We start from the raw sequence: 25,353 nt of genomic DNA, 5'->3' as shown, positions 1-25,353 counted from the left end.
CCTGTTCCTTTCCTGACCGCTTTAGAGCACGCCGGCTTCGTTCTTGAGCTTCTCGACCAGCTCGGCGACGCTGTTGACCTTGACGCCCGCCTTGCGGCCGCCGGGCTCCTCGGTCTTGATCACCTTCAGGCGCGGCTTGACGTCGGCGCCGTAGTCGGCCGGGCTCTTCTCGTCGAGCGGCTTCTTCTTGGCCTTCATGATGTTGGGCAGCGATGCATAGCGCGGCTGGTTCAAGCGAAGGTCGGCGGTCACGATCGCCGGCATTTTCAGCTCAACCGTCTGCAGGCCGCCGTCAACTTCGCGCGTCACCTTGGCATGATCGCCGGCGAGCTCGATCCTGGAGGCGAAGGTGCCTTGCGCCCAGCCGAGCAGCGCCGCCAGCATCTGGCCGGTCTGATTGCTGTCGTCGTCGATCGCCTGCTTGCCGAGGATGACGAGGCCGGGCTTCTCGGCCTCGACGACGCCCTTCAACACCTTGGCGACACCCAGCGGCTCGGTCTGCTCGTCGGTCTTGACCAGGATAGCGCGATCAGCGCCCATGGCGAGCGCGGTGCGCAGCGTTTCCTGCGCCTGCTGCGGGCCGATCGAGACGACGATGATCTCCTCGGCCTTGCCGGCTTCCTTGATCCGGATCGCTTCCTCGACCGCGATCTCGTCGAACGGGTTCATCGCCATCTTGACGTTGGCAAGCTCCACGCCCAGTCCGTCGGCCTTGACCCGGACCTTGACGTTCGCGTCCACAACCCGCTTCACGGGCACAAGGATCTTCATTTTCCTGTCACCTCTCCTGAGATAGTCGGGCGCGCTATAGCAGTGTGCGCCTTGTCAGAGTTGTCGAAAGCCGACATTCCGGGCGGAATTCTGGTCTCCAACGGCCAAGAAGCAGTTCCACCCCGATGTTTCGGTTGAGCATGATCGTTCCGAAAAGCGGTTCCCACTTTTCGGGATCATGCTCTGTGGTGGCGTTCCGTAGTGGCGGCAATCCGGCGCGTCAATATGCACGTCGCACTCAAATCGGTTCAGTCTGGCGGCGACGCCGCGCCGCGGCCCCATCGAGGCGCCGGCTGTGCCGGCGCCTCGGGCGCTGGTCCGGGCTCGATCGGGAGAGGGACGTTCTGGACCTTCGGCGTCGGGTCCGGCTCGCCGTCTGCGCCGGCAAGCAGCGGCACGCCGCGGCTGCGCAGCACCAGGACGAGAACGGCGCCGCCAATGATGCCGCCGATGTGGCAGGCCCAGGAAATCTGATCCTCTCCGCCGGCGGCAAACATCACGAGCTGGAACAGGATCCAAAGGACGAGCGGGATGAAGGCGGGGATGCGCAGGGGAATGCGCGCAAAGGCCAATACCCACACCTTAACTCTCGGATAGAGGATCAGATAGGCCGCAACCACGCCGGCGATGGCGCCGGAGGCGCCGATCAGCGGCACCTGGGAATCCCAGCCGACCAAACCTTGAAAGAAAGCGCCCGCCGCCGCGCAGGCGAGGTAGAAGATCAGGTAGCGGATATGGCCGAGCGCGTCCTCGACATTGTCGCCGAACACCCACAGGAACAGCATGTTGCCGCCGAGATGAAAGATGTCGGCATGCAGGAAGGAATAGGTGAGATAGCTGAGGCTTTCGGGAATGACGACGAATTCGGGCGACAGCTCCACCTTGTCATGGACGACAGAGGGGATGAAGCCGAGGCCAAGCACTGCGGCATTGGTGAAGCTCTCGCCGCCAAGCGTGGTCGCGAGATAGACCAAGGCATTCGCGGCGATCAGGCCGATCGTCACATATTGTAGGCGGATGTGGCGGAGCCTGTTGGTATCGTAGAGCGGGATGAACATCGGACCCTCCCGCCATACCCGGTTGTCAGCGGTTCTTGCCGGGAACCCATAGCACGTCGGCATTTCCGTTGTCATTGACCGCCCGGGCGGCGACGAACAGGAAGTCGGAGACGCGGTTGATGTATTTCAGCGCTTCGCGGTTGACGTGCTCGGCCGAGTCCTGCGCCAGCGCCACCATGAGGCGTTCGGCGCGCCGTGTTACGGTGCGCGCAAGATGCAGGGCTGCCGCGGCAGGCGTGCCGCCGTTCAGCACGAAGGATTTCAGCGGCTGCAGGTCCTTGTTGAGAGCATCGATGTCCTTTTCGACGCGCCCGGTCTGCGCGGCGACGATGCGCAGCGGCTCGTAGTCGAGCGGTTTGCCGTCGTCCGGCACCGCAAGATCGGCGCCGAGGTCGAAAAGATCGTTCTGGATGCGGGAGAGCATGGCGTCGAGCACCGGATGATCGGTTGCGGTGTGGACGCGCGCCATGCCGACGCAGGCATTTGCTTCGTCCACCGTCCCGTAGGCTTCGACGCGCAGATCTGACTTCAGGCGCCGCTCGCCGCCGCCCAGACCGGTGGTGCCGTCGTCTCCGGTGCGGGTATAGATCTTGTTGAGCTTGACCACGTTCTCCTCCCCGGCCCGTTACTTGCGGGTGAAGTAGACGGTCAGCATGATCAGCACCAGAGCTATGAACTGCAGCAGCACGCGGGCCTGCATCAGCTTGTTGGAGGTGAAGCCGGAGCCGCCGCGCATCATGTTGACGAGGCCGCGGATCAGCACGAACACGACGGCGGCCATGACGACAATGGCGAGGAAGTTGAAGACGGTTGCCATGTGGCTGGCTCCAGTTGGGTTTCGGTCAGGCCCGCCTGGCGAGCACGCGGTAGAGCATAGAGGCCGGCAGGATGCGCTTGAGCGCGACGCCGATTCTGGCCGGCACCGTTACCACATAATGCGGGTGCGGGCGCTGTGACAGAAGCGCGTGGCGCAAGGCGGCATGGACCACCTCAGGTCCGGGCTTCAGACGCGACACGCTGCCGCCGGCCTTGAGCCGCGCCAGCTGCGCCTGGTAGTCGGCGCGGTGAACGGAGTTCTCGACGTCGATGTTCTTCAAGAACCATGCCAGGCCGTTGCTGGCGATCTTCGAGGTCACCGGCCCCGGCTCGATCAACGAGACATGAATGCCGCTGCCTTCGAGCTCCTGGCGCAGGCAAAGCATCAGGCCTTCGACGGCATGTTTCGACGCCGAATAGGCGCCGCGAAAACGGACCGGGGCGAGCCCCAGGATCGAGGAGCAGTGGACGAGGCGGCCGTGGCCCTGGCGGCGCATGACGCGCACGACGCGGCGGGTCAGGTCGTGCCAGCCGAAGAAATTGGCTTCGAACTGCTCGCGCAGCGCTTCGACCGGCAGGTCCTCGACGGCACCGGGCTGCGCGTAGGCGCCATTGTTGAACAGCGCGTCGAGCGTGCCGCCCGTGCGCTCCAGCACGGCATCGGCCAGGGCGGCGATGGACTCAGGCTCACGATAGTCGAGATAGAAGGCTTCGATGCCTTCCGCCTCGAGCGCGGCGATGTCGGCCGGTGCGCGAGCCGTGGCGAACACGCGCCAGCCTTCCGCCTTCAATGCCCGCGCGCAATAGGCGCCTATGCCGGAGGAGGTGCCGGTGACGATGATGCTGCGCAACTGTTCAGCGGTGGGCAACGTTGTGGGACCTGGGGTTGCCATTTGCCGCAATCCCTTCCCATATTCGCGGCGTCGACACAATCGAGCGGAGCGCGGGTCCTTGCTCAGGAATATCGTCGCGGTCAAGCGCGTGCTCTACGATGCGATCGGCCATTTCACCACCGACGACGGATGGGCAATGGCCAGCCATCTGGCGATCACCTCTCTGATGGCGCTGTTTCCGTTCCTGATCTTCGCAACGACGCTGGCCAGCTTTCTCGGCGCGCGCGCCTTCGCCGACACGGCCGTGCATCTGGTCTTCGACACCTGGCCGGAGCAGATTGCCAAGCCGATCGCGCGCGAGGTGCAAAATGTGCTTACCGTGCGGCGCAGCGACCTCCTGACCTACGGCGTGCTCTTAGCCGCCTACTTCGCCTCGAACGGCATCGAGGCGCTAAGGACCTCGCTCAACCGCGCCTATCGCGTTACCGAGACGCGCGGCATCATCCACCGCCGGGTGCAGAGCATCGTCTTCGTGCTGATCGCGACGGCCTGCTTTCTCGCCGTCAGCGTGCTTCTGGTGCTCGCGCCCCTGCTCGCGCGGCTGGCCGAGGCGCATCTGGAATGGATCAAGCCCTATATGGGCACGATCACCATATGGCGTTACGTAATCGCCTCGACGGTCATCGTCATCGGCCTGTTCGCGGTGCATATCTGGCTGCCGGCCGGCAAGCGCCGCTTCGTTTCCATCGTTCCGGGCATCGTCTTCACGCTGGTCGCGTGGCTGGCCGGCTCGACCATCTTCGCCACCTATCTCGACCATTTCTCGTCCTATGTGACGACCTATGCGGGGTTGGCCTCGATCATGATCGCGGTGGTGTTCCTCTACATCATCTCGGCCATTTTCATCCTTGGCGGCGAGCTCAATGCCGCGATCAGCCGCTATCTCGAGGCCCGCGCCCGCGTGGGTTGAGCTCTGTCCTGACGGGCGGTCGCGAGCCCGACGCCCAAAGTGGCGATCGCCATGCCGGCGATCTGCAGCAGAGTGAGCGCTTCGCCGAACAGAGCCCACGCGATGACGGCGGTTACGGCGGGCACAAGATAGAACAGCGATGCGACCTTCGACATCTCGCCGTCCCTGATCATCACCATCAACAGGAAGATGGCGCCGAGAGACAGCACCAGGACCAGCCATGCCATGGCAAAGATGAGCTCGCCGTTGACGGTGATGGTGCGCGTCTCGAAGGCGAGCGACCCCAGGATCGTGACGACCGAGCCTCCGACATACTGCCACATGGTCGCCGAGACGAGGTCGCCGCCGGAGGCGAAGCGCTTTTGCCAGATCGTACCAGCGGCCATGCCGAGCACCGAGACCAGCGAGGCCGTCAGCGTTGCCGCGGTAACACCGCCGCCAATCATGCCGAGCTTTGGCCAGAGCACGATGACGACGCCCAGAAGCCCGACGGCAAGGCCCGCCCAATGGCGCGGCAGGATCGCCTCGCCGAGAAATTTGCCGGCGAGCACCGCCGTGATCAGCGGCTGCAGGCCGACGATCAGCGCCGAAAGCCCGGCCGGCATGCCTCTGTGGATCGCCCAGAAGACGCCGCCCCGATAGACGCCGTGCATTAGGACGCCGGCCACCGTCGCATGAAGCGCCTCCTCGCGGGTGGCCCGTCGCGAGCCGATAAGGACGGTCAGTCCCGCAAACAGGATCGCCGCCAGCACGAAGCGGATGGCAAGGAAGGTGAACGGCTCCGCCCATGGCATTGCATAGCGCGCGCCGATGAAGCCGGTCGCCCACAGAACGACGAAAGAGGCGGGGATGAACCGCTTGATGCTGTGCATTGGAAGGAGGGCTCTGGCTGCGCGTGAAAAGTTGATGTCGGCAATTGCTCTAATGCCGATCAATTCGGCAAGCAAAACGAAACGGTTGATCCATAAGCTCATCCGAATTCAACAAACGGTGCCAAGAGGGGCATGGCGTTAAGGCACGCCATGAGCAGGCATGCTTTTGCATCTCGGGACGACATGGCTGCTGTTCGCGGTCGCCACCGTCGCGGTCTTCGGATTCTTCTTCGGCACCGCGCTCGATGCCATCATGAAGGACGACGGCTTCGGCTCGACCGGCAACACGCTGCTCTTCACGCTGGGCTTCTTCGTCGCGGTGATGATCGCCAATGAGCACGGCATCACCTTCCGGGATATCAAGCTAGCTGTGGCATGGGGATTGAGCGGCGCCTTCGTCTTCATCAGCGTGATGGCGCTGATCAAGGCCGGACTGGCTCGCTTGTAGTCAAAGCCCAACGAGCTGCATGACATCCTGCGGCGACACGCCTGCCTGCCTGAGTGCGGCAAGACCGGTGTCCTTGAAACTCTTGGACAGCTTCCGCCCGTCCGAGCCGAGGATCAGCCGATGGTGGAAGTAGCGCGGCGCGGGGAGGCCAAGCAGGTCCTGCAACAAGCGCTGCACGCTGGTCGCCGCGTAAAGGTCCTGACCACGCACGACATGGCTGACGCCCTGCAGCGCGTCGTCGACGACGACCGCGAGATGGTAGCTGGTCGGGATATCGCGGCGCGCCACGACGACGTCGCCCCAGGCCTGCGGCGATGCGTCGACCGTTTGCGTCGCGGCCATGGCCTCGTCGGTGAACTCGACCCATGACAAGGCGCCCGGCATGCGCGCCATGGCTGCCTCGATGTCGAGCCGCCAGGCAAAAGGCGTGTTCTCGGCAATGCGCCGCCTGCGCTCCTTAGACGGAAGTGCCTTGTCGAGCGGCGGATAAAGCGGCACGCCGTCGGGGTCGCGCGGCCAATCGCGGCCGCGTTTCTCGGTCTCGGCAATGAAGGCGCGGATCTCGCCGCGGCTCATGAAGGCGGGATAGACGAGTTCCTCGGCGATCAGCCGGTCGAGCACGGCCCTGTATTCGGAAAAATGTTCGGACTGGCGCCGCACGGGCTCTTCCCATTCGAACGCCAGCCATTCCAGGTCGCGCAATATGCCGGCCTCGAATTCCGGCGTGCAGCGGATGACATCGATGTCCTCGATGCGCAGCAACAGCCGTCCTCCCGCCCGCGCCGCCATTTGCCGGTTCAGCAGGGCCGAATAGGCGTGGCCGAGATGCAGCTCGCCATTGGGGCTCGGCGCGAAGCGGAATGTCAGGAGCGTCATGTCTCGGACGGCATTCGGGTTGAAAGGCGCTTCCGCCGGTTGATAGTTAGCATCAATTGCCACTTCATGAGCGCCCTGGGAACAAGCAAACGTGCAACGCATCGCCTCGCTCGACGACATTGCGGCAGGACTCGACGCGCTCTGCCTGCTCGATCCACGGCTGGAGAAGGTACGCGGCATGGCCGGCGAGGTGCCGCTGAGGCTCTCCGAGCCCGGATTCGGCAGCCTCGCGTCGATCATCGTCTCGCAGCAGGTGTCCCGCGCTAGCGCCGATGCCATCTTCGGCCGGCTGATCAGGCTGGTCGATCCGCTGACGCCGGAAGGCATCCTTTGCGCTGGCGAGCATATTTTCCGCGAGGCCGGCCTGTCGCGGCCGAAGCAGCGCGGGCTGATCGCCATCGCGCAAGCCGTGGCCGGCGGGCTTGACCTCCACCATCTCTGCTCGCTTGACGCCGACGAGGCGATCGCGGCGATGACGGCGGTGCCGGGCATCGGACCGTGGACGGCGGAGTGCTACCTGCTGTTCGCCGCCGGCCACCCCGATGTGTTTCCCGCGCGCGACGTCGCGCTGCAGACGGCGGTCGGCCATGCCCTGGGCATCGACCCTCGTCCGCCGGAGAAAACTCTGATTCGACTGGCCGAATCATGGAACCCGTGGCGAGGGGTCGCGTCGCGGCTTTTCTGGGCCTACTATCGGGAATTGAAGGGCAGGGACGCGGCGCCACCTGTCGAGATGGCCGAAAAAGCATGAAAATCATGCGTTTTTGAACGTTTCGCCGAACGACAATCCGCTTCACATCCCAGTCATGTCGGGCTTACAGTATCCGTGGCGTTCGGTTTGGAACGAAGGAGGCCAACTACGTGTCGGTTGCCGTATCTCCGGATGGGCTTCCCGCGCTGGTGCTGAATGCGGATTACCGTCCGCTCAGCTATTACCCCCTGTCGCTCTGGTCGTGGCAGGACGCCATCAAGGCTGTCTTCCTCGACCGGGTCAATATCGTCGCCGAATACGAACACGCCGTCTCCTCGCCGACCTTCTCGATGAAGCTGCCGAGCGTGGTGAGTCTGAAGGCCTATGTGAGGCCGTCGCGGCATCCCGCCTTCACCCGCTTCAACGTCTTTCTGCGCGACCGCTTCCAGTGCCAGTATTGCGGCACGACCGACGATCTCACCTTCGACCATGTCATCCCGCGCCATCGCGGCGGGGCGACGACCTGGGAGAACGTCGTGGCCGCCTGCTCGCCCTGCAATCTCAGGAAAGGCGGCATGATGCCGGCGCAGGCCAAGATGTGGCCGCTGCAAAAACCCTATCAGCCGACCGTGCACGATCTGCACAATAACGGCCGCCTGTTCCCGCCCAACCATCTGCATGAAAGCTGGATGGATTATCTCTACTGGGATGTCGAATTGGAGCCGTAGAGTTCGGCACAATCGACCGGCCATGCAACGACAAATTGCCGATCTTCGGCGTTGCCCTCATCCGGCTGGTGCCACCTTCTCCGTTTAGTTACGGGGAGAAGGAACTGTCCGCCGCGACGTCACCCATTCTGCACGTCGATCATTGGCGAAGCCATTGATGACGGCCTCTTTTCTCCCCGTCACTACGGCTGTGTAGCTCAGTCGCGCGCGAGCGCGCAGCGTAAGGCGACGGCGGCCAGGATGAGGCTAGCGATGGCGTTCCAGCCGGCGAGCGACAGGCCGAGAATGCGAAGCGCGGCCTTGTCGCAGGAGGGCGGCACGAACTTGTCCAGCGCATCGAGCACGCCCTTGCCGCCGGTGTCGACCGGACCGGCGCTGGCCGTGCAGTCGGCGGGGCCAGGCCACCACGCCCACTCGACGCCCGCGTGGTAGACGCCGAGATAGAGGCCATAGAGCATCAACAGGCCACCGATCGCCAGCAGGCTGCGCGTCAACCAGGCCGGCGCGCGCAGCATTGAGGCAGCGGCCGCCACCAGCATCAGCGGCGCGCCGATGTAGTAGGGCGTGCGCTGCTCCAGGCAGAGATGGCAGGGGATGTAGCCGCCGATATACTGGAAGGCGAGTGCCGAGCCGACGGTCGCTGCCATGGCGACGGCCAGGAACAGCGCGGCACGCGTCCGCTGGCGTCCAGTGTCGGCGGTCATGGTCGCTGTCATCGGTCGTGATCCGTTCGCTTGGCGCCTAAAGCGCCGCGCAGAAATGAATTCAGGCGCCGCGCTTGAGTCTTGTTTCGATGCATGTCGTTCTCCCAAAACCGCTGCGCACTTTTGGGCGACATGCATTATCCGTGAGCGTATCTGACCGCGATATAGAGCAAAATAAGGGCAGCGGCGCCGGCGCTGACGATCATGCCCAGCCGTTTCTCGATGAACTCTCTGATCGACTCGCCGTAGCGGCGCAGCAGCCAGGCAAGCAGCAGAAAACGGGCGCCGCGCGCAACGATCGCCAGCACGATGAACAGCAGGAGGTTGACGCCGATGACGCCCGACAGGATCGTCACGACCTTGATCGGCGGCAAATGCGCCGCGCCCGAGGTGATCAGCATCAGGACGATGAAGCCGACGCCGGATGAGGTGCGCAGCTGCTCGAACTCGTCATACTTGCCGTAGAATTCCAGAATCGGCTTGGCGACTGCCTCGTAGGCGTAGTGGCCGATGAACCAGCCGGCGACGCCGCCGAGCACCGAGGCCACCGTTGCCACCAGCGCGTAGCGATAGGCGCGCTCCGGCTTGGACAGCGCCATGGGCAGATAGAGCACGTCGGCCGGCACCAGAAAGACGGAGCTTTCGACGAAGGCGATGAAGGCCAGCCACCATTCGGCCGATTTCCTTGCCGCCAGGGACATGGTCCAGTCGTAAAGTCCGCGAAGCATCGGCTCTCCTGAAAAGCGCGCAGTGGTTTTGGACACCGGGTGGCAGGAAGACAAGGTTTCAAAGCGCCGCATCCACCCTTTGGGATCCGAGGCGCCTCAACGCATTCCCTGTCTAGAAAGATTTTCCGCGCCACACAATGGCGGGACGTTCACCAGACTGAAAGGCATGGCCGGGTGCAGTAAGCGCTTGCAAATCGGCAACAGGCCAGTTGACGAAAGCCCGTCCGCCCGTATAGTCCGCGCCCATCCAGGCCGCCCGGCCTGAGCCCCTATGGCGGAATTGGTAGACGCGCTCGACTCAAAATCGAGTTCCGCAAGGAGTGCTGGTTCGATCCCGGCTAGGGGCACCAATTGGTCTCTTTGACATCAACCAGGCAGTTGCCGAAGTGACGGAGGTTCATGGGGTGGCCAACCACTTCACAGGGCTACCGGCCGGTGACAAAGCATCACTGCGCCTGTACCTCTAAGGTTCGACGACGGAAGATCAGCCAGCCGAGGCTACACGCCAGTCCGACGTTCAGCAGCGCCAAGCCAGCGAGAGCTGCTAGAGTGCCGTGAGCGCCCACATGCTCCAACAATAGCGCTCCGACAGACGGCGCTGCTGCCTGGGCGATCAAGCTGGGCATGGCAAGTCGCCCCATCAGTCTCGCGTATCCCGACGGACCGAACAGAGCGAGCGGCAGCGTGCCTCGCGCTATCGTTTCGAGGCCGATGCCTGCACCGTAGAACGCCAGCGCCACAGGTACCACCGGAACCCCGACGCAGAGCGCACCAATGCCAATGGCGACGAAGCTCACCGACGCGAACTTGGTCCAGATGGGATGATGGTAGCGGGCGATGATCATCTCGACGGCACGCGCCGACACCTGAGCGGGGCCGACCAGTGCCCCGAGCCCAACGGCAGCGGCGAGCGCCATGCCGCTGGCCTGCAAGATGGTGAGGAGATGAACTGACACCGTCGACGAAATGACCGCCGCCAAGGTCAGCGTGGCAGCCAGGACGACCATGATCGGCACTGCGGCCGGCTGAACTGGGGTGCCCACCTGCTCCTTTCCCGGCCGATCTGTGACGCTCGGCAGCGGCACCCGACGCGGCAACATTCCGAGATAGAGGGGCAGGGCGAAGAACAACTGCACCGAAGCATAGACGAGGCATGTGCCGCGCCAGCCCGTCTCGCCCATCAGGAAGGCCGAGATCGGCCAACAGAACGTGCTGGCGAAGCCGCCGAACAGCGAAAGGGTTGTGATGGCCGAGCGCGCGCTATGTCCGTAGAGCCGGCCGAGGGTCGCGAAAGCGGCATCGTACAAGCCCGCCCCCATTCCAAGCCCAACAACGAGCCACGCTGCGATGTAGGCGGCAAGGTTCGGCGAGGCAGCGAGTCCGATCTGGCCGATGCCGATGCAGCCGGCGCTGAACGCAAGAACGTTCCGGCCGCCGTGGCGCTCAATGGACGAGCCGACGCGAGGTGAGATCAGTCCGGCGACGAGCAGGCCAAGCGACAATCCACCCACGACCCAAGGCAGCGGCCAGCCGGTGTCGGCGGCGACCTTTGGTGCAATCACCGCCGGCAGGTAATAGGTGGACCCCCAGGCCATGATTTGGGTCAGGCCGAGGACGGTGATGATCGTTCGGCGACTGCGTTCCATCGGGCGTGATGCGATTAGGCTGCCACCCCGCACCCGCAGCCACCCTTGCCAGCGGCCTTCGCTTCAGCATCGGCGACACAACAGGCGTCAGCCTCGGAAGAAGCGGGACCACCACAGCATCCGCCAGCGGTCGCGAGTATGGTCGACTGGGGAACCGTGCAGACGCCGGTTTCGGGTAGCACCAGTTGCACCGCATCCGCGGCCGCCATGTCGCCAGCGAGGGCTGCCGCGACCGACCGCACCTGTTCATACCCGGTCAGCAGCAAGAAGGTCGGGGCGCGGCCGTAGCTCTTGATGCCGACAGTGTAGAAGTCGGGCTCGGGGTGGCTCAGTTCGCGATGACCGTGCGGGGGGACGTCGCCGCAGGAGTGCTCGTTGGGGTCGATGAGAGGCCCCAGCGCCTTTACGCCCTCAAGCCATGGGTCGAGATCAAGCCTAAGCTCGCGCGTAAGGGACAGATCGGGCCGCTGGCCGGTCGCCGCGATGATGCGGTCGAAAGGCCCGAGAGTTTGTAGGCCATCCTTCGTCTGACCTTCGACTGTCAGGCGGCCGTTTGAGCTGCGGATGGCCAGCGTTGCGAACCCAGTGACGAGCTTTGTGCGCCCGCTCTCCGCAAGTTCGCGAACGTCAGAACCAAGCTCGCCACGGGCAGGCAGTTGATCCAAGTCTCCGCCGCTGTAAATGCGAACCAGATCGGTTCCGCGTGTCGCCCAGACAAAAGTGGTTCCCGGCTCAACCGCAGCCAGCCTATCGAGATCGAGCAGGGCATTGGCGGCCGAATGGCCCGAACCGACAACAAGCGTGGCGCGGCCGGCATAAAGGGTGCGGTCGCGGCCGAGAATGTCGGGAATGCCATAGGCGATCTTGTCTGCGAACTCCGCTTCGCCCTCCGCCGGGACACCACCGGCCCCAAGTGGATTTGGCGTCTGCCACGTGCCTGAGGCGTCAATGACGGCCCGTGCACTGTCGCGCCTGATGCCTTCCCCGGTTTCGACCACCAGCATGAACGGTCGCGCCTTTCGATCTTTGCTCAAGACCTTGTCTGCGCCCCAGCGGGAAACAGCAGTCACGCGCGCACTGGTTTCGATGGACGAGGAGAGTTCAGGGAGCCTTGCTAGCGGCTCAAGGTAGCGGGCAATCAGTTCATCAGCGGTGGGGAACGCCTCGGGCTTGGGCATCGTCCAGCCGCTCTCCTCAAGACGCTTTCGGGCCGCCTGATCAACACAGTAGCGCCAAGGCGTGAACACCCGGACATGGCCCCAGTCCTTGAGATTTGTGGCGATGCCAGCGCCGGCCTCATAGACCTTCACCGGGAGCCCCCTTTGGATGAGCTGGACGGCAGCCGCCAAGCCGACCGGGCCGGCTCCGATGACGGCGACAGGGAGGGCGTCAGGGTCATTCATTGACATTTTTTCCATCCTTCCGGGATCATCGAAATACGATGCAAAAAAAGAGGCTATGCCGCCGCGTCGCTCTCCGTCGCGCCGCAAGCTGCGTCAGCACAGCACTCGTCAGCCAGGAAGCCGATCAAGTCGCGCATGATAGGATAGTTGGCCCGGCAGATGAGGGTCGTCGCCTGACGCTCCTGCGTCACGAGGCCGGTCAGAATGAGGCGATGCAGGTGATGGGACAGCGTCGAGGCCGCGATGCCAAGGGTGTCCTGCAAGTACCCCACCGGCCGGCCAGCTTCGCCGGCTCTGACCAGTGTGCGATAGAGCTTGAGCCGTGTCGGGTTGCCGATGGCTTCGAGCTGTTTTGCGGCTTGTTCGAGTTTCATGGAAATAGACTGCACCCTCCGCCGCTGCCGGTCAACTCTATTTCGACAATGATCGAAATAAGGTCAGACGAATTCCAAGTGCATCGGCAGGGAGTCGTCGCGGAAGGGCAGCGGACATGGTGCCAAGGCTCCATGGGATTGAGGTCGTCAGCATTTGCAGGTCACCGACACCCTACCGCATATTCCCCGTATGCCCCTGCGAGTAGCGCCCCGGCTGCGGCCACACCGTCAGGCCGTGCGGCTCGACGCCGACGCGGATCTTCGTCACGGCGCCCGACGTCGTGTCGATCATATAGACCTCGCTGTCGAACCGGCCGGAGAGCCAGAGCTGCTTGCCGTCGGCGCCGACATTGCCCATGTCGGGGCTGCCGCCGCCGGGGATCGGCCATTGGGCGACGACCGAGCGGGTCGCGAAGTCGATCACCGTCACGCTGCCAGGCCCGTCGGCACGGCCCTGTTCCATTTTGTGCGAGCCGCGGTTCGAGACATAGAGCCGCTTGCCGTCGCGGCTGACGACGAAGCCGTGCGCGCCAATGCCCGTTGGAATGAAGCCAATCTCCTTGAAGCTGTCGCCGTCGATCAGGAAGACGCCGTCATTCATCATGTCGGCGACGTAGAAGACCTTGCCGTCGGGCGAGAGCCTTATGTCCTGCGGCATGCCCATCTTCGACAGGTCGAGATGGCCGAGCACCTTGCGGTTCTTCAGGTCGATCTTGGCCAGTCCGCCGTCGCCATACTCGCAAGTGAAGATCGCATAGGAATTGTCGGCCGCGAAATCGGCATGGTTGATGCCGGGGCAGGCCGGCGTCGGGATGACGGCTTGCAGCGCCATGGTCCGCGGATCGCGCAGATCGAGCCGCCTCAAGGCCTCGTCAACGATGATGGCGGCGCTGCCGTCCGGCATGAAATACATGTTGTAAGGATCGTCGACCGGCACCTGCTTGCCGGGCTTTCCGGTCGCCGGGTCGATCGGCGTCAGGCTGCCGTTCTTGCCGGTGCCGTTATTGGCCACCCAAAGCGTCTTCAGGTCCCAGGAAGGAACGACGTGCTGCGGCTTGCTGCCGACCGCAAACCTGTCGACCTCCTTCAGCGTCGCCGGGTCGATGACGGAAACGCTGTTCGAGGAACGGTTGGGCACATAGACGCGCGGCAACGCAGCTGCCGCGGCTGGAGCCATATGGCCGGCGGTGGTGTGGCTGTAGATGTCGACGGGCGCAGGCTCGGAGCAATCCTCGGGGCAGGACTCGGCGAAGGCTCGCGCCGGGAGCATGGCGAGCAGGACAAGCGGCGCACAGAGGCGGGCGAAGCGCAGGAAGGTTTCGAACATCTGGATGCTGTGTGAAGAGGCAGGCCGGATCCGGCCGCCGGATGCCATAGCCGGTGTGCGGCCTTTCATCTAGCGCCTTTTCAAGAGGCTCCGCATGCGATTGCGCAGGAGCCGCGCCATGTTGCGGGTCTCGCGGTAGAGATGGAGCTGCGAGGCCGCCTGGCGGGCCGGCCGGTCGGCGTCGGGCGTCAGGCCGACCACCAGCGTGCCCATCGGCTTGCGCTCCGTCCACAGGCGACTCATCACCGGATGGTCGGGCACCGCGCAGGAATCGGTCATGGCGACATTAGGATCATCGAGATGCTGCTTGGTCACCTCGATCATCAGCAGTGTGCCCGGCGAATAGGCCGAGAGCGTCTCGTCATACGCCGTCTTCCAGGTGTAAGCGACGCCCGCTTCGACGAAGACGACGAGAGAAGCGATCGTGCGGCCGTCGAGCGTCAGTGTGTGGATGCGGCACATGTCGTGCTCGGCGAGCCTGTGCACCGCCTCGCGGGCGAAGGCGGCGCGGTAGCGGTCGATCGCCATGGCCGTGCGCTCGCGGCCCTTCCAGCCGGCCGCCTCCAGTGTCAGGAAGCTTTCAATGGCGTGGCGGATCTCGTCCGGTCCGCGCGCCACCACATGGTCCAGCTTGCCAAGGCCGGCGAGGCGCCGCTTGAGCCGGCGGAATTCGCGATAGTGATGCGCGCGCAGCGAGGCCTTGAGGTAGTCGTCGCCGTCGGCATCGCTTTCCAGCACCGGGCGCTCGGCCTTGCCGGTGACGACCAGGGTCAGGCCGCGGCTGTCGGCAAAGGAGGTGAGCAGGCTCGCCACCGGGCCGTCCAGCTTGATGTCGGGCAGCACGAAGACCTTCGGCAATTTGAGATGCGGCCTGGACAGCATCGAGAAGAAATCCTCGATGACGCCGACCGGATCGTCACGATCGACCAGCGGCGTGCCGAGCGGGCCGAACGGGCTCGACCATGTGCGCATGACCGGGACGCCGAGCGGAATTGCGGGGCGCTCGACCGAGAACGGCACAAGGAGCCGCAGCCGGTTGCGGAACTCGTCGCCGTCGCGGATCACCGCCAGCCGCACTTCGCGGTCCTCGAGCCTCGGCATGGCCGGCGCCAGGAAGCGCGGGTTGAAGAAGACGTTGGGCTCGATCGCGCGGGCGCTAAGATAGTCGAGCTCCTCGACCAGGTCGAAGCCGGCCGAGGCGGGATAGATCGCGAGCTTGCGCTCCGGCCGGTTGTTGGCGAACAGCTCGATATGGGCGGGATCGGCCTCCCTGACGAGGCCGGCAAGGCCCGACACCATGGCGCCGGCGGGCCCGCCGCTGGTCTCTTCAAGCAGCGGAATGGCGGCCATCAGGCGACTTCCTTATTTGCGGGCACGAAGATCGCCATGACGATGCCGAGCTTGCGCCAGACGGTGAAGGACAGCGCGCCGGCCTCGAAGACCATCGCGAGGCTGGTGGCGATCGCCGCGCCCCAGAGGCCGAAGAGCGGGATCAGAACCACATTGAGAGCGATATTCAGCGCGAGCGTCATGGCATAGACGGCGGCGCAGATGTTCTGGTTGCCGCTCATGGTGAGCAGGCTTTCGCAGGGGCCGACGGCGCCGCGCGCGACGACGCCGAAGACCAGCAGGAAAAGCAGCGGATAGCCGGCGGTGAATTCAGGGCCGAACAGCACCAGCATCGGCTCGCCGAGCGCCAGCACCAGCAGCGCCATCGCGAGCGAGGGCCAGAAGGTCCAGGAGACGGTCTCGCGGGCGAAGGCGGCGAGCCTTTCCGGCTCGCCATGGGTGAATTGCGCATAGCGCTGGGCAACGCCCGCCTTGACGGCGAAATAGACGAAATGCACCAGAGCCAGCGTTTTCACGGTGGCGAAATAGACGGCGACGTCATTGGGCTCGAGATAGGCGCCGACCATCAGCACGTCGGCATTGGTGAGCAGGAAGAAAAAACTCTCGACCAGGAAGATCGGGAGCGAGACCAGGAACCACTGGCCGAAATGCACGGTCATCGACCCGGCCGGGATCTGCTTGTCCATGCGCGAGGTCACGCCCATCAGTTGGCCGAGCGTCGTGGTATAGGTGGCGGCGATCGAGGCGAAGATCGCGGTCTTGGCATCCGGCACGTAGTGCATAGCGAGCATAAGCGCCATGAACACCAGGATCAGCACCGGCCGCACCAGATAGGTCGGCGACAGGGCGAACAGCGCCCATGAGTTCGCCCGCGCCAGTCCCTGCAGGAGGTCGCCCATCGCGATCATCGGCAGGCAGATGACGCCGAGGATGAAGGGAATGACGTAGTAGTTCTCGATCCAGGGCGAGGCGAGCCACACGCCGAGCGCGCCCAGCCCCGCGATCACCGTCGAGGCGACAAGCACGAACAGCCGGCTCGCCAGCACGATGCCGCGCAGCTCGGCGAGCATGCCGCGCTCGCGATATTCGGGAATGAAACGGATGACCGAGGTGTGGAAGCCGAGGCAGGCGAGATTGCCGACGATGACCATCGTCACCCAGACCAGCACGAAGATGCCGTATTCGAACGAGCCCATCCAGCGTGCCATCAGCACCTGGCTGACGAAGGCGATGACCGCGCTGACGATGCGGATGGTGAATGCGATCAGCGACATGCGGCCGGCTTCGCCGCGTTCGTCGGCGCTGAACAGCACGGCGTCGATGCGGCCAAGCAGCGGCCGCATGCGCAGCGCCCAGCGCTGCGGCAAGAACCGCCCGGCAGTCGTCGCCGCGGAAAAGCGCACCCCGAATACTCTCCGTTTTCCGCCTGTTTCCAAGGTTTCGGTGTATGCGAAACACATTAAGAAACGGTTGGGTGGAGGGCTTCCTTCTCCCCGTCATATCCGGGAAGAAGAAGTGAAGGGGATCAGGCGAAGGCGCCGTGGCAGTGCTTGTATTTCTTGCCGGAGCCGCACGGGCAGGCCTCGTTGCGGCCGACCTTGCCCCAAGTCGCGGGATTCTTCGGATCGCGATTTTCGGGTGCCACCATGGCATGGGATTCCTGGCGGACCAACAACGCCGTCTCGCCGCCCTGGAAGTCGTCCTCGCCGGTGGTGCCGTCGATATGGCTGCCGAACATATCCGGCGCCGACGGTGGCGGCGCTTCAGCCGCCTGGCGGACCAGCTCGACGCGCATCAACTGCGCGGTCACGGCCTGGCGCAGATTGCCGAGCATGCCCTGGAATAGCTCGAAGGCCTCGCCCTTGTATTCCTGCAGCGGATCGCGCTGGGCATAGCCGCGGAAGCCCACGACCGAACGCAGATGGTCGAGGTTGACGATGTGCTCGCGCCACAGATGGTCGAGCGTCTGCAGCACGACCGAACGCTCGACATAGCTCATGACGTCGGGGCCGAAGCGCTCGGCGCGTTCCTTGGCGGCTGCCTCGGCGGCGGCGGAGATGCGCTCGCGGATGTCGTCCTCGGCGATGCCCTCCTCCTTGACCCAGTCGTCAATCGGCAGGTCGAGATTGAGGTACTGCGCCACTTCCTCCTTCAGGCCGGCGACGTTCCACTGCTCGGCATAGGCGTTTTCCGGGATGTTCTTGGCGACGATTTCCTCGATGACGCCCTCGCGCATCTCGGCCACCGTCTCCGACAGGCCTTCGCCATCCATCAGCTCGATGCGCTGCTCGAAAACCACCTTGCGCTGGTCGTTGGAGACGTCATCGTATTTCAGCAGGTTCTTGCGGATGTCGAAGTTGCGCGCCTCGACCTTCTTCTGCGCCTTCTCCAGCGCCTTGTTGATCCACGGGTGGATGATGGCCTCGTCTTCCTTGAGGCCGAGCTTCTGCAGCATGCCGTCCATGCGCTCGGAGCCGAAGATGCGCATCAGATCGTCCTGCAGCGACAGGAAGAATTTCGAACGGCCAGGATCGCCCTGGCGGCCGGAACGTCCGCGCAGCTGGTTGTCGATGCGGCGCGATTCATGGCGCTCGGTCGCCAAGACGTAGAGTCCGCCAGCGGCCAGCGCCTTTTCCTTCAGCTGCGCGACGTCATCGCGGATCTGCTGTTCGCGCGCCTCGCGCTCCGGGCCGGCGGGCATATCCGCCAGTTCTTCGGCAATGCGCATCTCGGCATTGCCGCCGAGCTGGATGTCGGTACCGCGTCCAGCCATGTTCGTGGCGATGGTGATGGCGCCGGGCTTGCCGGCCTGGGCGACGATAGCCGCCTCGCGCTCGTGGTGGCGGGCGTTGAGCACCTCGAAATTCTTGACGCCTTCCTTGCGCAGGCGCTCGGCCAGCTGCTCGGATTTCTCGATCGAGGTGGTGCCGACCAGGATCGGTTGGCCGCGCTCTCGGGCGTCGCGGATCTCCTTGACGATGGCCTTGTACTTCTCTTCCACCGTCCGGTAGACCTCGTCGTCCTCGTCCCTGCGGGCGACCGGCAGGTTGGTCGGGATCTCGGTGACTTCGAGATTGTAGATGTTGGCGAATTCCTCCGCCTCGGTCAGCGCCGTGCCGGTCATGCCGGCGAGCTTCTTGTAAAGGCGGAAATAGTTCTGGAAGGTGACGGAGGCCAGCGTCTGGTTCTCCGGCTGAATCTGCACATGCTCCTTGGCCTCGAGGGCCTGGTGCAGGCCTTCCGAATAGCGGCGGCCCGGCATCATGCGGCCGGTGAACTCGTCGATGATGACGATCTCGCCGTTGCGCACGATGTAGTCCCTGTCCTTCTGGAACAGAAGGTGCGCCTTCAGCGCATTGTTGACGTGGTGGACGATGGCGACGTTCTCGACGTCGTAGAGCGACTCGCCCTTCAACAGGCCGGCATCGCGCAGCAAATTTTCCAGCTTCTCGGTGCCGTCCTCGGTGAAGATCGTGGTTTTCTGCTTTTCATCGACCTCGTAGTCGGCCGGGCCGAGCTTCAGCATGAAGGCGTCGATGGTGTTGTACATTTCCGAGCGGTCCTCGAGCGGACCGGAAATGATCAGCGGCGTGCGCGCCTCGTCGACCAGGATCGAGTCGACCTCGTCGACGATGGCGTAGGCATGGCCGCGCTGGACCATCTGCGAGCGCTCATACTTCATGTTGTCGCGCAGATAGTCGAAGCCGAGCTCGTTGTTGGTGGCGTAGGTAACGTCGGCGGCGTAGGCCTCGCGGCGCTCGTCGTCGGAGAGGCCATGAACGATGATGCCGACGGTGAGGCCGAGGAACTTGTAGACGCGGCCCATCCATTCGGCGTCGCGCTTGGCAAGATAGTCGTTGACCGTGACGACATGCACGCCCTTGCCGGCGAGGGCGTTGAGATAGACCGGCAAGGTGGCGACCAGCGTCTTGCCCTCACCGGTGCGCATCTCGGCGATGCCGCCATTGTGCAGCACCATGCCGCCGATCAATTGGACATCGAAGGGACGCATGCCGAGAACGCGGCGGGCCGCCTCTCGCACTGTTGCGAAGGCCGGTATCAGCAGGTCGTCGAGCGAGGCGCCATTGGCGAAGTCCTGGCGGAATTTCTCGGTGCGGCCGGCAAGCTCGGCATCGGAGAGCGCCCGCATCTCGTTTTCCAACCCATTGATGGCCTCGACCCGGGGCCTGGTCGCCTTGACTCGGCGGTCGTTGGAAGAGCCGAAAACCTTACGCGCGAGAGCGCCGAGACTGACCATCCAATGGTCCTTTCGATAGCAATTTTAGCCGTTTGCGACAGGCGCCTGGCGGGCCCATCAAATCCGCGTGAATGCGGACAAACGCAAAAAGCGCCCGGAAAACGGTTCTGGACGCCAAGTCGTTGGACAGATAAGAGGGGGCTCAACTGATGTCAACGCCGCGTTAGCCCTATGGGCAGCGCCAAATTCCGCCACAATCGGACTGATCTGGAACCTTCCCGTTCAAGCGATCCTTATCGGCAATCCCCATTGGAGTTATCTTGATGTCCCTGTCGTTCCGCCGCGCGTCGCTCGCCAGCCTTGGCTTGGCCTTCGGGCTCTCGGCTCTTTCGCTGTCGCCGCTGATGGCGCAGGAAACCAAGCCCGCCCAGCCGGGCGCAGCGGCTCCCGCAGCCGCTCCCGTGGATCCCAACGCCGTGGTCGCCACCATCAACGGCGAGAAGCTGACCGAGGCCGACCTCGCGCTGGCCGAAGGCGAGCTGTCGCAGCAGTTCGCGCAGCTGCCGCCGGAACAGCGCCGCGCCGCTGCTCTTTCGGCGGCCATTGAAATCCGCGTCATGGCCAAGAAAGCGGTCGACAGCGGCCTCGACAAGGATGCCGATTTCCTGCGTCGGATGGCCTTCCTGCAGCAGCGCGCCCTGCACGGCGAGGTCGTCGAGAAGGAAGTCGTCGGCAAGGTGACGGATGCAGATGTCCGCGCCCGCTACGACCAGGAAATCGCCAACACGCCGCCGGTCAATGAGATCCACGCCCGTCACATCCTCGTGAAGACGAAGGAAGAAGCCGAGGCGATCATCAAGCAGCTCGACGGCGGCGCCGATTTCCAGAAGCTCGCCAACGAGCACACCAGCGACCCGAGCGGCAAGTCGAATGGCGGCGACCTCGGCTGGTTCGGTCCCGGACAGATGGTGCCGGAGTTCGACAAGGCCGCATTTGCGCTTGATGTCGGCAAGTACAGCAAGGAGCCGGTGCAGTCGCAGTTCGGCTGGCATGTCATCAAGGTCGAGGACAAGCGCGCCAAGCAGCCGCCGGCCTTCGACGACGTCAAGGACCAGGCCAAGCAGGCCGTCATCCGCGACAAGTATTTCGCCATGGTCAAGGAATTGCGCGGCGCCGCCAAGATCGAGATCCCGGACGCGAAGCTGAAGTCGGCGGTCGACACGCTGGAGAGCGGCAAGTAAGCCGGCCAGCCTGAAAGATGCTGCTAAGGGCGCCGTCGGGCGCCCTTTCGCATTTCAGGCGCGCGCTATGCCGCGCACCCCGAGAGAGCGCATGAAGCGCGGCCAGAACGCTCTTGCGCCAGCGCGCGCTATCGGGCAAACCGGCCTCCTATTTGCGTTCTGCCGCTCCGGGGTCCCATGTCCGCAACGATTTCGCCGCTCGCACCGAAGAAATATCCCAAGATGCCGGTCATCGAGGGCGTGCGCATCGCTACCGCCGAGGCCGGGATCAAATATCGCAATCGCACCGATCTGCTTGCCATGGTCTTCGATCCCGGCACGGCGGTCGCCGGTGTCTTCACCAAGTCGAAATGCCCCTCGGCGCCGGTCGACTACTGCCGCCAGAACCTGTCCGCCGGCAAGGCGCGTGTGCTGGTGGTGAACTCCGGCAATGCCAACGCCTTCACCGGCAAGAAGGGCCGCGCTTCGACGGCTTTGACCGGCGAGGCAGCGGCGAAGGCCGCCGGATGCTCCGAGAGCGAAGTGTTCCTGGCCTCGACCGGCGTTATCGGCGAGCCGCTCGACACCCACAAATTCAGCCATCTGCTCGCCGGCCTGGTGAAGAACGGCAAACCGGACCTGTGGACCGAGGCGGCAAAGGCCATCATGACCACGGACACCTATCCGAAGGTGGCGTCCCAGACGGTGAAGCTCGGCGACGCCGATGTCACCATAAACGGCATCGCAAAGGGCGCCGGCATGATCGCGCCCGATATGGCCACGATGCTCTCCTTCATCGCCACCGACGCGCCGATCGCAGCCCCGGTGCTGCAGGATCTGTTGTCGCGCGGCACGGCAAAGACCTTCAACGCGGTCACCGTCGACAGCGACACCTCGACTAGCGACACGCTGCTCTTCTTCGCCACCGGCAAGGCTGGTTCGCGTGGCGCGCCCAAGATCAGCGACCCGAAAGATGCGCGGCTCGGCGCCTTCCGCCGCGCACTCGGCAAGGTGCTGAAGTCGCTGGCGCTGCAGGTGGTGCGCGACGGCGAAGGCGCGCGCAAGCAGGTCGAGGTCACCGTCACCGGCGCCAAATCCGCGCGTTCGGCCAAGCGCGTCGCGCTTTCGATCGCCAACTCGCCGCTGGTCAAGACGGCGGTCGCCGGCGAGGACGCCAATTGGGGCCGCGTCGTCATGGCCGTCGGCAAGGCCGGCGAGCCGGCCGACCGCGACCGGCTGTCGATCTGGTTCGGCGACAACCGGCTGGCGCATGAGGGCGAGCGCGATCCGGCTTACTCGGAAGAAGCGACCTCGGCCTATATGAAGCGCGACGACATCCGCATCCGCGCCGACCTCGGCATCGGCCGCGGCAAGGCGACGGTGTGGACCTGCGACCTCACCAAGGAATATGTCGCCATCAATGGCGACTACCGGAGCTGATGGCACCGGTGTCGACGCATCCGGCAAGCGTGCTCGCGATCGTGCGCCGCTACGAGGCGGCGGGCTTTCGCGCCTGGCCGGCGGCGGCCGTTCACTATGACGGGACATGGTTGGTGCGGCTGACGGCGGGCCATCCGGCGAAGCGCCTGAATTCGGTCAATCCGCTCGATCCCGGCGACACGCATGCCATTGCCGAACGCATCGTGCGCGCCAGCCGTCGCTTCGAGGCTTACGGCCGGCCGCTGACCTTTCGTATGTCGCCGCTTTCGGGGCAGGTGCTGTCGACGCATCTCGACGATGCAGGCTGGAGCCGGTTCGACGAATCGGTGGTGATGCGTCTGCCGCTCAAGGAGGCGCAACTCGACGCCGCGATGGACCAGATTCCGCTGAAAGACATCAGCCGCTTCATCGGCGCGGCGATCAGGACGAACGGCTCGGACGCCTCGCAGCGAGCCGGCCTCTCGGAAGTCATCGGCGCAATCCAGCCTGAGGCGGGGCTGTTTGCGCTCGAGGACGGCAATGAGCCGCTGGCAACGCTGATCTGCGTCCACGACGGCGATCTCGCCGGCGTGTTCGAGGTCGCCACCGAAAAATCGGCGCGCAAAAAGGGCCACGGCCGCAACCTCATCCTGTCGGCGCTGAAATGGGCCAGGCTGCGCGGCGCGCGCGAAGCATGGCTGCAGGTGGAAGCCGGCAATGTTGCGGCGCTGTCGCTCTACCGGTCGCTCGGCTTCGAGGAAGTCTATCGCTACCATTATCGCCGGCGGCCGGACGCATGAGTGAGATCACGCCAGCTGGAAAGCGCCTGCTTCTTGTCGCGGCCTGCGCGCTGGTGGACGCCGACCGACGCGTGCTTCTGGCGCAGCGTCCCGAGGGCAAGCAGCTCGCCGGCCTTTGGGAGTTTCCGGGCGGCAAGGTCGAGCCAGGCGAGACGCCCGAGGAATGCCTGGTGCGCGAGCTGCATGAGGAGCTCGGTATCGAGACCGAGATCCCCTGCCTGGCGCCGCTCACCTTCGCCAGCCACAGCTATGACCATTTCCACCTGCTGATGCCGCTCTACATCTGCCGGCGCTTCCGCGGCATTGCGCAGCCGAGGGAAGGGCAGGGGCTGAAATGGGTCAGGCCGCGCCAGATGCGCGACTACCCGATGCCGCCGGCGGACGCGCCGCTGATCCAGTTCCTCATCGATCTCTTGTGATCGTCACAGCCGCTTCAGCGTTTCCACCAAAATGCTGATTTGGCGACCTGCGGCCGGAATTGCTCCAAGCTGCCGTTTGCTCCGTCTGCTTTAGGCAGCGTTAATGGAAGATTTATCTCGACATGGAAAATTGAGGCAAATCGTCCGCGCGGCGGCATGCCGATCTTGATTGGAGCCAATCCATGAGCCTCGACAGAGAATGGGACTCGATCCGGCCCGACCGCGCTTTCCGCGCCGCCGATGCCGGCATGGGTATCTTGCGGATCACCCTGCTTTTCGGGTCGGCCGCGGTGGCGCTGGCTCTGATCGCGACGCCTTTCCTGGACAGCCAGTTGCGTCCGCAGGGCGCGCGCGAGAGTTTGACCGGCGGACTCGACCTGAGCAGCACCGGGTCGATCGGTCGCCGCGATACCTACACCCTGCGGCGAAGCGTGCTGCAGCCGCTGCCAAGTTCCGTTTGCGTAATCCGCAACGATGGCAGCCGCTACGGCGAGTGCTAATTGGTTAATAAATTCAGCAGGAAACTGCTATTTCACCGCCCGTTAAGCTTTTGCCGTTAACCTTTCTTAACGGGTAGGCGCTATGGTTCCCGGCAAGAGGGATCGATGACCATGAAAAACCTGCTGCAGCGTTTCATAGAAGATGAATCGGGCGCCACGGCCATCGAATATGGCCTGATCGTTGCCGTGCTGTCGCTTGCAATCGTCGGCGGCGTCGGCAAGGCCGCCGACGCGATCCAGTGGCTGTTCTCCGACAACAACAGCAGACTTGCCAACGCCTTTGCCCAGCACTGACCGCATCGGTCAGACCGCGGCGCGCATCGGTCAGTGCCCCCTCGGCTTCTCGAGGATCGTCTTCAGCGAGACCTGGGCCGAGCCAGGCTTCAGCGGCTTCTGCTGTGAGGCATCGGGCGCCCAGCCGGACATCCACACAATCGAAAAGCTTGCCCGGATGCGGCCGTCCGGGTCGGAAAACCGATCGGCATAAATTTCGGCGGCGCGGGCGAATAGCCGCCGGGTGGCGGGACGCCGGCTGCGGTCCAAAAGCGGGCTGGTCTCGCCCATGGCGCGCAGGTCGGCGGCAAGCCCGAACAGCGAATCGTAGCGCACCGTGACCGTCTCCACGTCGGCGACCGGCAGCGCCAGGCCGGCACGCTGCAGCAGCGCGCCGGCGTCGCGCACATCGGTGAACGGCAGGACGCGAGGGCTCGCGCCACCGTAAAGCTCGGTCTCGGCGGCAAGCAGGCTCTCGCGCAACTCGGAAAGCGTGCCGGCACCGGCCAAAGCGCCGAGGAACAGTCCGTCGGGCTTCAGCGCGCGGCGGATCTGCGCCAGCACGCCGGGGATGTCGTTCATCGCCTGCAGCGACAGCAGCGAGACGACAAGATCGAGGCTCTCTGCTTCGAACGGCACGGTCTCCGCCGGAGCGACGATGCCGGCTTCTCCGGCAAGGAAGGCACCGTCTGTTTCCACGCGCACTGTGTCGGCCACCTTGCCGCTGCCGGCGAGCAGCCTGGTCGCGGCCGATGTCTGGCAAAACAGCGCCGCCGCCTTGCCGAATTTGCGCTCGACGGCGCCCAGCCGGTCGGCAAGGTCCTCCGCTGCCCGCCGCATCAGGAAATCGGCTCCGTCGACGGGGTGCATCAGCGCCCGGCGTTTGTGCGCAAGCCAGAGCTCCGTGTCGATCAAAGGCTGCAATGGGT

Annotated in this window: 27 protein-coding genes and 1 tRNA gene; 11 read left to right on the top strand and 17 right to left on the bottom strand. The window is 64.4% G+C overall.

All coding sequences use genetic code 11. From position 1 onward, the window contains the following. Window positions 1-21 precede the first annotated feature (21 nt). From EOD29_RS15150 to EOD29_RS15130, 5 genes are all read right to left on the bottom strand, one after another. The gene (locus tag EOD29_RS15150; RefSeq protein ID WP_127216820.1) at window positions 22-771 is read right to left on the bottom strand and encodes an electron transfer flavoprotein subunit beta/FixA family protein; all 750 of its coding nucleotides are present in this window, start codon (window positions 769-771) and stop codon (window positions 22-24) included. A gap of 248 nt (window positions 772-1,019) precedes the next feature. Beyond that, window positions 1,020-1,829: a rhomboid family intramembrane serine protease gene (locus tag EOD29_RS15145; protein ID WP_127247105.1), complete on the bottom strand. Its 810-nt coding sequence runs from the start codon at window positions 1,827-1,829 to the stop codon at window positions 1,020-1,022. A 25-nt stretch (window positions 1,830-1,854) separates the two neighbouring features. Further along, complete coding sequence (locus EOD29_RS15140; RefSeq protein WP_127247104.1) at window positions 1,855-2,436, bottom strand: cob(I)yrinic acid a,c-diamide adenosyltransferase; 582 nt, start codon at window positions 2,434-2,436, stop codon at window positions 1,855-1,857. Between the two features lie 18 nt (window positions 2,437-2,454). Beyond that, complete coding sequence (locus EOD29_RS15135; RefSeq protein ID WP_127240566.1) at window positions 2,455-2,646, bottom strand: twin transmembrane helix small protein; 192 nt, start codon at window positions 2,644-2,646, stop codon at window positions 2,455-2,457. A 25-nt stretch (window positions 2,647-2,671) separates the two neighbouring features. Continuing rightward, window positions 2,672-3,538, bottom strand: a complete 867-nt coding sequence (locus tag EOD29_RS15130; protein WP_127247103.1) for an SDR family oxidoreductase — start codon at window positions 3,536-3,538, stop codon at window positions 2,672-2,674. Between the two features lie 58 nt (window positions 3,539-3,596). Here EOD29_RS15130 and EOD29_RS15125 point away from each other — a divergent pair, with 58 nt between their 5' ends. Then, complete coding sequence (locus EOD29_RS15125; protein ID WP_066990164.1) at window positions 3,597-4,448, top strand: YihY/virulence factor BrkB family protein; 852 nt, start codon at window positions 3,597-3,599, stop codon at window positions 4,446-4,448. Here EOD29_RS15125 and EOD29_RS15120 read toward each other — a convergent pair. Beyond that, window positions 4,418-5,320, bottom strand: a complete 903-nt coding sequence (locus EOD29_RS15120) for a DMT family transporter (RefSeq protein ID WP_127247102.1) — start codon at window positions 5,318-5,320, stop codon at window positions 4,418-4,420. The genes EOD29_RS15125 and EOD29_RS15120 overlap by 31 nt on opposite strands. A 160-nt stretch (window positions 5,321-5,480) precedes the next feature. Between EOD29_RS15120 and EOD29_RS15115 the strand changes: the two genes are divergently transcribed. Next, the gene (locus tag EOD29_RS15115; protein WP_066990158.1) at window positions 5,481-5,768 is read left to right on the top strand and encodes a hypothetical protein; all 288 of its coding nucleotides are present in this window, start codon (window positions 5,481-5,483) and stop codon (window positions 5,766-5,768) included. Here EOD29_RS15115 and gluQRS read toward each other — a convergent pair whose 3' ends face one another. Further along, entirely contained in the window at window positions 5,769-6,644 is an 876-nt protein-coding gene (gene gluQRS, locus EOD29_RS15110; protein ID WP_127247101.1) for a tRNA glutamyl-Q(34) synthetase GluQRS, read from the bottom strand. Between the two features lie 91 nt (window positions 6,645-6,735). Here gluQRS and EOD29_RS15105 point away from each other — a divergent pair, with 91 nt between their 5' ends. Together EOD29_RS15105 and EOD29_RS15100 are read left to right on the top strand one after the other, a co-directional pair. Continuing rightward, the gene (locus EOD29_RS15105; protein ID WP_127247100.1) at window positions 6,736-7,395 is read left to right on the top strand and encodes a DNA-3-methyladenine glycosylase; all 660 of its coding nucleotides are present in this window, start codon (window positions 6,736-6,738) and stop codon (window positions 7,393-7,395) included. A 110-nt stretch (window positions 7,396-7,505) separates the two neighbouring features. Further along, window positions 7,506-8,063 carry an HNH endonuclease gene (locus tag EOD29_RS15100; protein ID WP_127247099.1) on the top strand — a complete coding sequence of 186 codons (558 nt, stop codon included), beginning with the start codon at window positions 7,506-7,508 and terminating at the stop codon, window positions 8,061-8,063. 197 nt (window positions 8,064-8,260) lie between these two features. Here the strand turns inward: EOD29_RS15100 and EOD29_RS15095 are convergent, their stop codons facing one another. Both EOD29_RS15095 and EOD29_RS15090 read right to left on the bottom strand, forming a co-directional pair. Beyond that, window positions 8,261-8,779: a disulfide bond formation protein B gene (locus EOD29_RS15095; RefSeq protein WP_127247098.1), complete on the bottom strand. Its 519-nt coding sequence runs from the start codon at window positions 8,777-8,779 to the stop codon at window positions 8,261-8,263. A gap of 125 nt (window positions 8,780-8,904) precedes the next feature. Beyond that, entirely contained in the window at window positions 8,905-9,495 is a 591-nt protein-coding gene (locus EOD29_RS15090; RefSeq protein ID WP_095831101.1) for a YqaA family protein, read from the bottom strand. A 265-nt stretch (window positions 9,496-9,760) separates the two neighbouring features. Between EOD29_RS15090 and EOD29_RS15085 the strand changes: the two genes are divergently transcribed. Continuing rightward, a tRNA-Leu gene (locus tag EOD29_RS15085) sits at window positions 9,761-9,845 on the top strand. A 96-nt stretch (window positions 9,846-9,941) separates the two neighbouring features. Here EOD29_RS15085 and EOD29_RS15080 read toward each other — a convergent pair. The 7 genes from EOD29_RS15080 to secA form a co-directional block, all read right to left on the bottom strand. Beyond that, window positions 9,942-11,141 carry an MFS transporter gene (locus tag EOD29_RS15080; RefSeq protein WP_127247257.1) on the bottom strand — a complete coding sequence of 400 codons (1,200 nt, stop codon included), beginning with the start codon at window positions 11,139-11,141 and terminating at the stop codon, window positions 9,942-9,944. A gap of 14 nt (window positions 11,142-11,155) precedes the next feature. Then, window positions 11,156-12,544, bottom strand: a complete 1,389-nt coding sequence (locus tag EOD29_RS15075; protein WP_127247256.1) for an NAD(P)-binding protein — start codon at window positions 12,542-12,544, stop codon at window positions 11,156-11,158. Window positions 12,545-12,597: 53 nt separating this feature from the next. After that, window positions 12,598-12,918, bottom strand: coding sequence for a metalloregulator ArsR/SmtB family transcription factor (locus EOD29_RS15070; RefSeq protein ID WP_066990141.1), 321 nt, complete (start codon window positions 12,916-12,918; stop codon window positions 12,598-12,600). 172 nt (window positions 12,919-13,090) lie between these two features. Beyond that, a complete protein-coding gene (locus EOD29_RS15065; RefSeq protein ID WP_095799985.1) occupies window positions 13,091-14,245 on the bottom strand; it encodes a YncE family protein in 1,155 nt (384 codons plus the stop codon). Window positions 14,246-14,314: 69 nt separating this feature from the next. Next, on the bottom strand, window positions 14,315-15,595 hold the full coding sequence (locus tag EOD29_RS15060) for a GNAT family N-acetyltransferase (protein ID WP_095799922.1): 1,281 nt from the start codon (window positions 15,593-15,595) through the stop codon (window positions 14,315-14,317). Further along, window positions 15,595-16,998: a lipopolysaccharide biosynthesis protein gene (locus EOD29_RS15055; RefSeq protein ID WP_127247097.1), complete on the bottom strand. Its 1,404-nt coding sequence runs from the start codon at window positions 16,996-16,998 to the stop codon at window positions 15,595-15,597. The genes EOD29_RS15060 and EOD29_RS15055 overlap by 1 nt, the downstream gene beginning before the upstream one ends. Before the next feature lie 122 nt (window positions 16,999-17,120). Next, window positions 17,121-19,853 (bottom strand): preprotein translocase subunit SecA, encoded by a 2,733-nt coding sequence (gene secA / locus EOD29_RS15050; RefSeq protein WP_127247096.1) that lies wholly within the window; start codon window positions 19,851-19,853, stop codon window positions 17,121-17,123. A gap of 263 nt (window positions 19,854-20,116) precedes the next feature. Between secA and EOD29_RS15045 the strand changes: the two genes are divergently transcribed. From EOD29_RS15045 to EOD29_RS15020, 6 genes are all read left to right on the top strand, one after another. Beyond that, complete coding sequence (locus EOD29_RS15045; protein WP_127247095.1) at window positions 20,117-21,034, top strand: peptidylprolyl isomerase; 918 nt, start codon at window positions 20,117-20,119, stop codon at window positions 21,032-21,034. A gap of 177 nt (window positions 21,035-21,211) precedes the next feature. Next, window positions 21,212-22,453: a bifunctional glutamate N-acetyltransferase/amino-acid acetyltransferase ArgJ gene (gene argJ / locus EOD29_RS15040; protein WP_127247094.1), complete on the top strand. Its 1,242-nt coding sequence runs from the start codon at window positions 21,212-21,214 to the stop codon at window positions 22,451-22,453. Then, window positions 22,453-23,232: a GNAT family N-acetyltransferase gene (locus tag EOD29_RS15035; RefSeq protein WP_206520470.1), complete on the top strand. Its 780-nt coding sequence runs from the start codon at window positions 22,453-22,455 to the stop codon at window positions 23,230-23,232. The genes argJ and EOD29_RS15035 overlap by 1 nt, the downstream gene beginning before the upstream one ends. Next, entirely contained in the window at window positions 23,229-23,651 is a 423-nt protein-coding gene (locus EOD29_RS15030) for a (deoxy)nucleoside triphosphate pyrophosphohydrolase (RefSeq protein WP_066990121.1), read from the top strand. Before EOD29_RS15035 ends, EOD29_RS15030 begins: the two co-directional genes overlap by 4 nt. Before the next feature lie 182 nt (window positions 23,652-23,833). Then, window positions 23,834-24,151, top strand: coding sequence for a hypothetical protein (locus EOD29_RS15025; RefSeq protein ID WP_067319072.1), 318 nt, complete (start codon window positions 23,834-23,836; stop codon window positions 24,149-24,151). Window positions 24,152-24,256: 105 nt separating this feature from the next. Further along, window positions 24,257-24,445 carry a Flp family type IVb pilin gene (locus tag EOD29_RS15020; protein ID WP_095828468.1) on the top strand — a complete coding sequence of 63 codons (189 nt, stop codon included), beginning with the start codon at window positions 24,257-24,259 and terminating at the stop codon, window positions 24,443-24,445. A gap of 30 nt (window positions 24,446-24,475) precedes the next feature. On the opposite strand, the gene EOD29_RS15015 is transcribed toward EOD29_RS15020, so the two are convergent. Continuing rightward, on the bottom strand, window positions 24,476-25,348 hold the full coding sequence (locus EOD29_RS15015; RefSeq protein ID WP_127247093.1) for a methyltransferase domain-containing protein: 873 nt from the start codon (window positions 25,346-25,348) through the stop codon (window positions 24,476-24,478). Between the last annotated feature and the right edge of the window lie 5 nt (window positions 25,349-25,353).

Origin of the sequence: Mesorhizobium sp. M1A.T.Ca.IN.004.03.1.1 (assembly GCF_003997555.1) — a bacterium.
Lineage (GTDB): Bacteria > Pseudomonadota > Alphaproteobacteria > Rhizobiales > Rhizobiaceae > Mesorhizobium.
The sequence above is the reverse complement of the archived record's forward strand: the minus strand, read 5'-3'. Positions and strand labels throughout refer to the sequence as shown.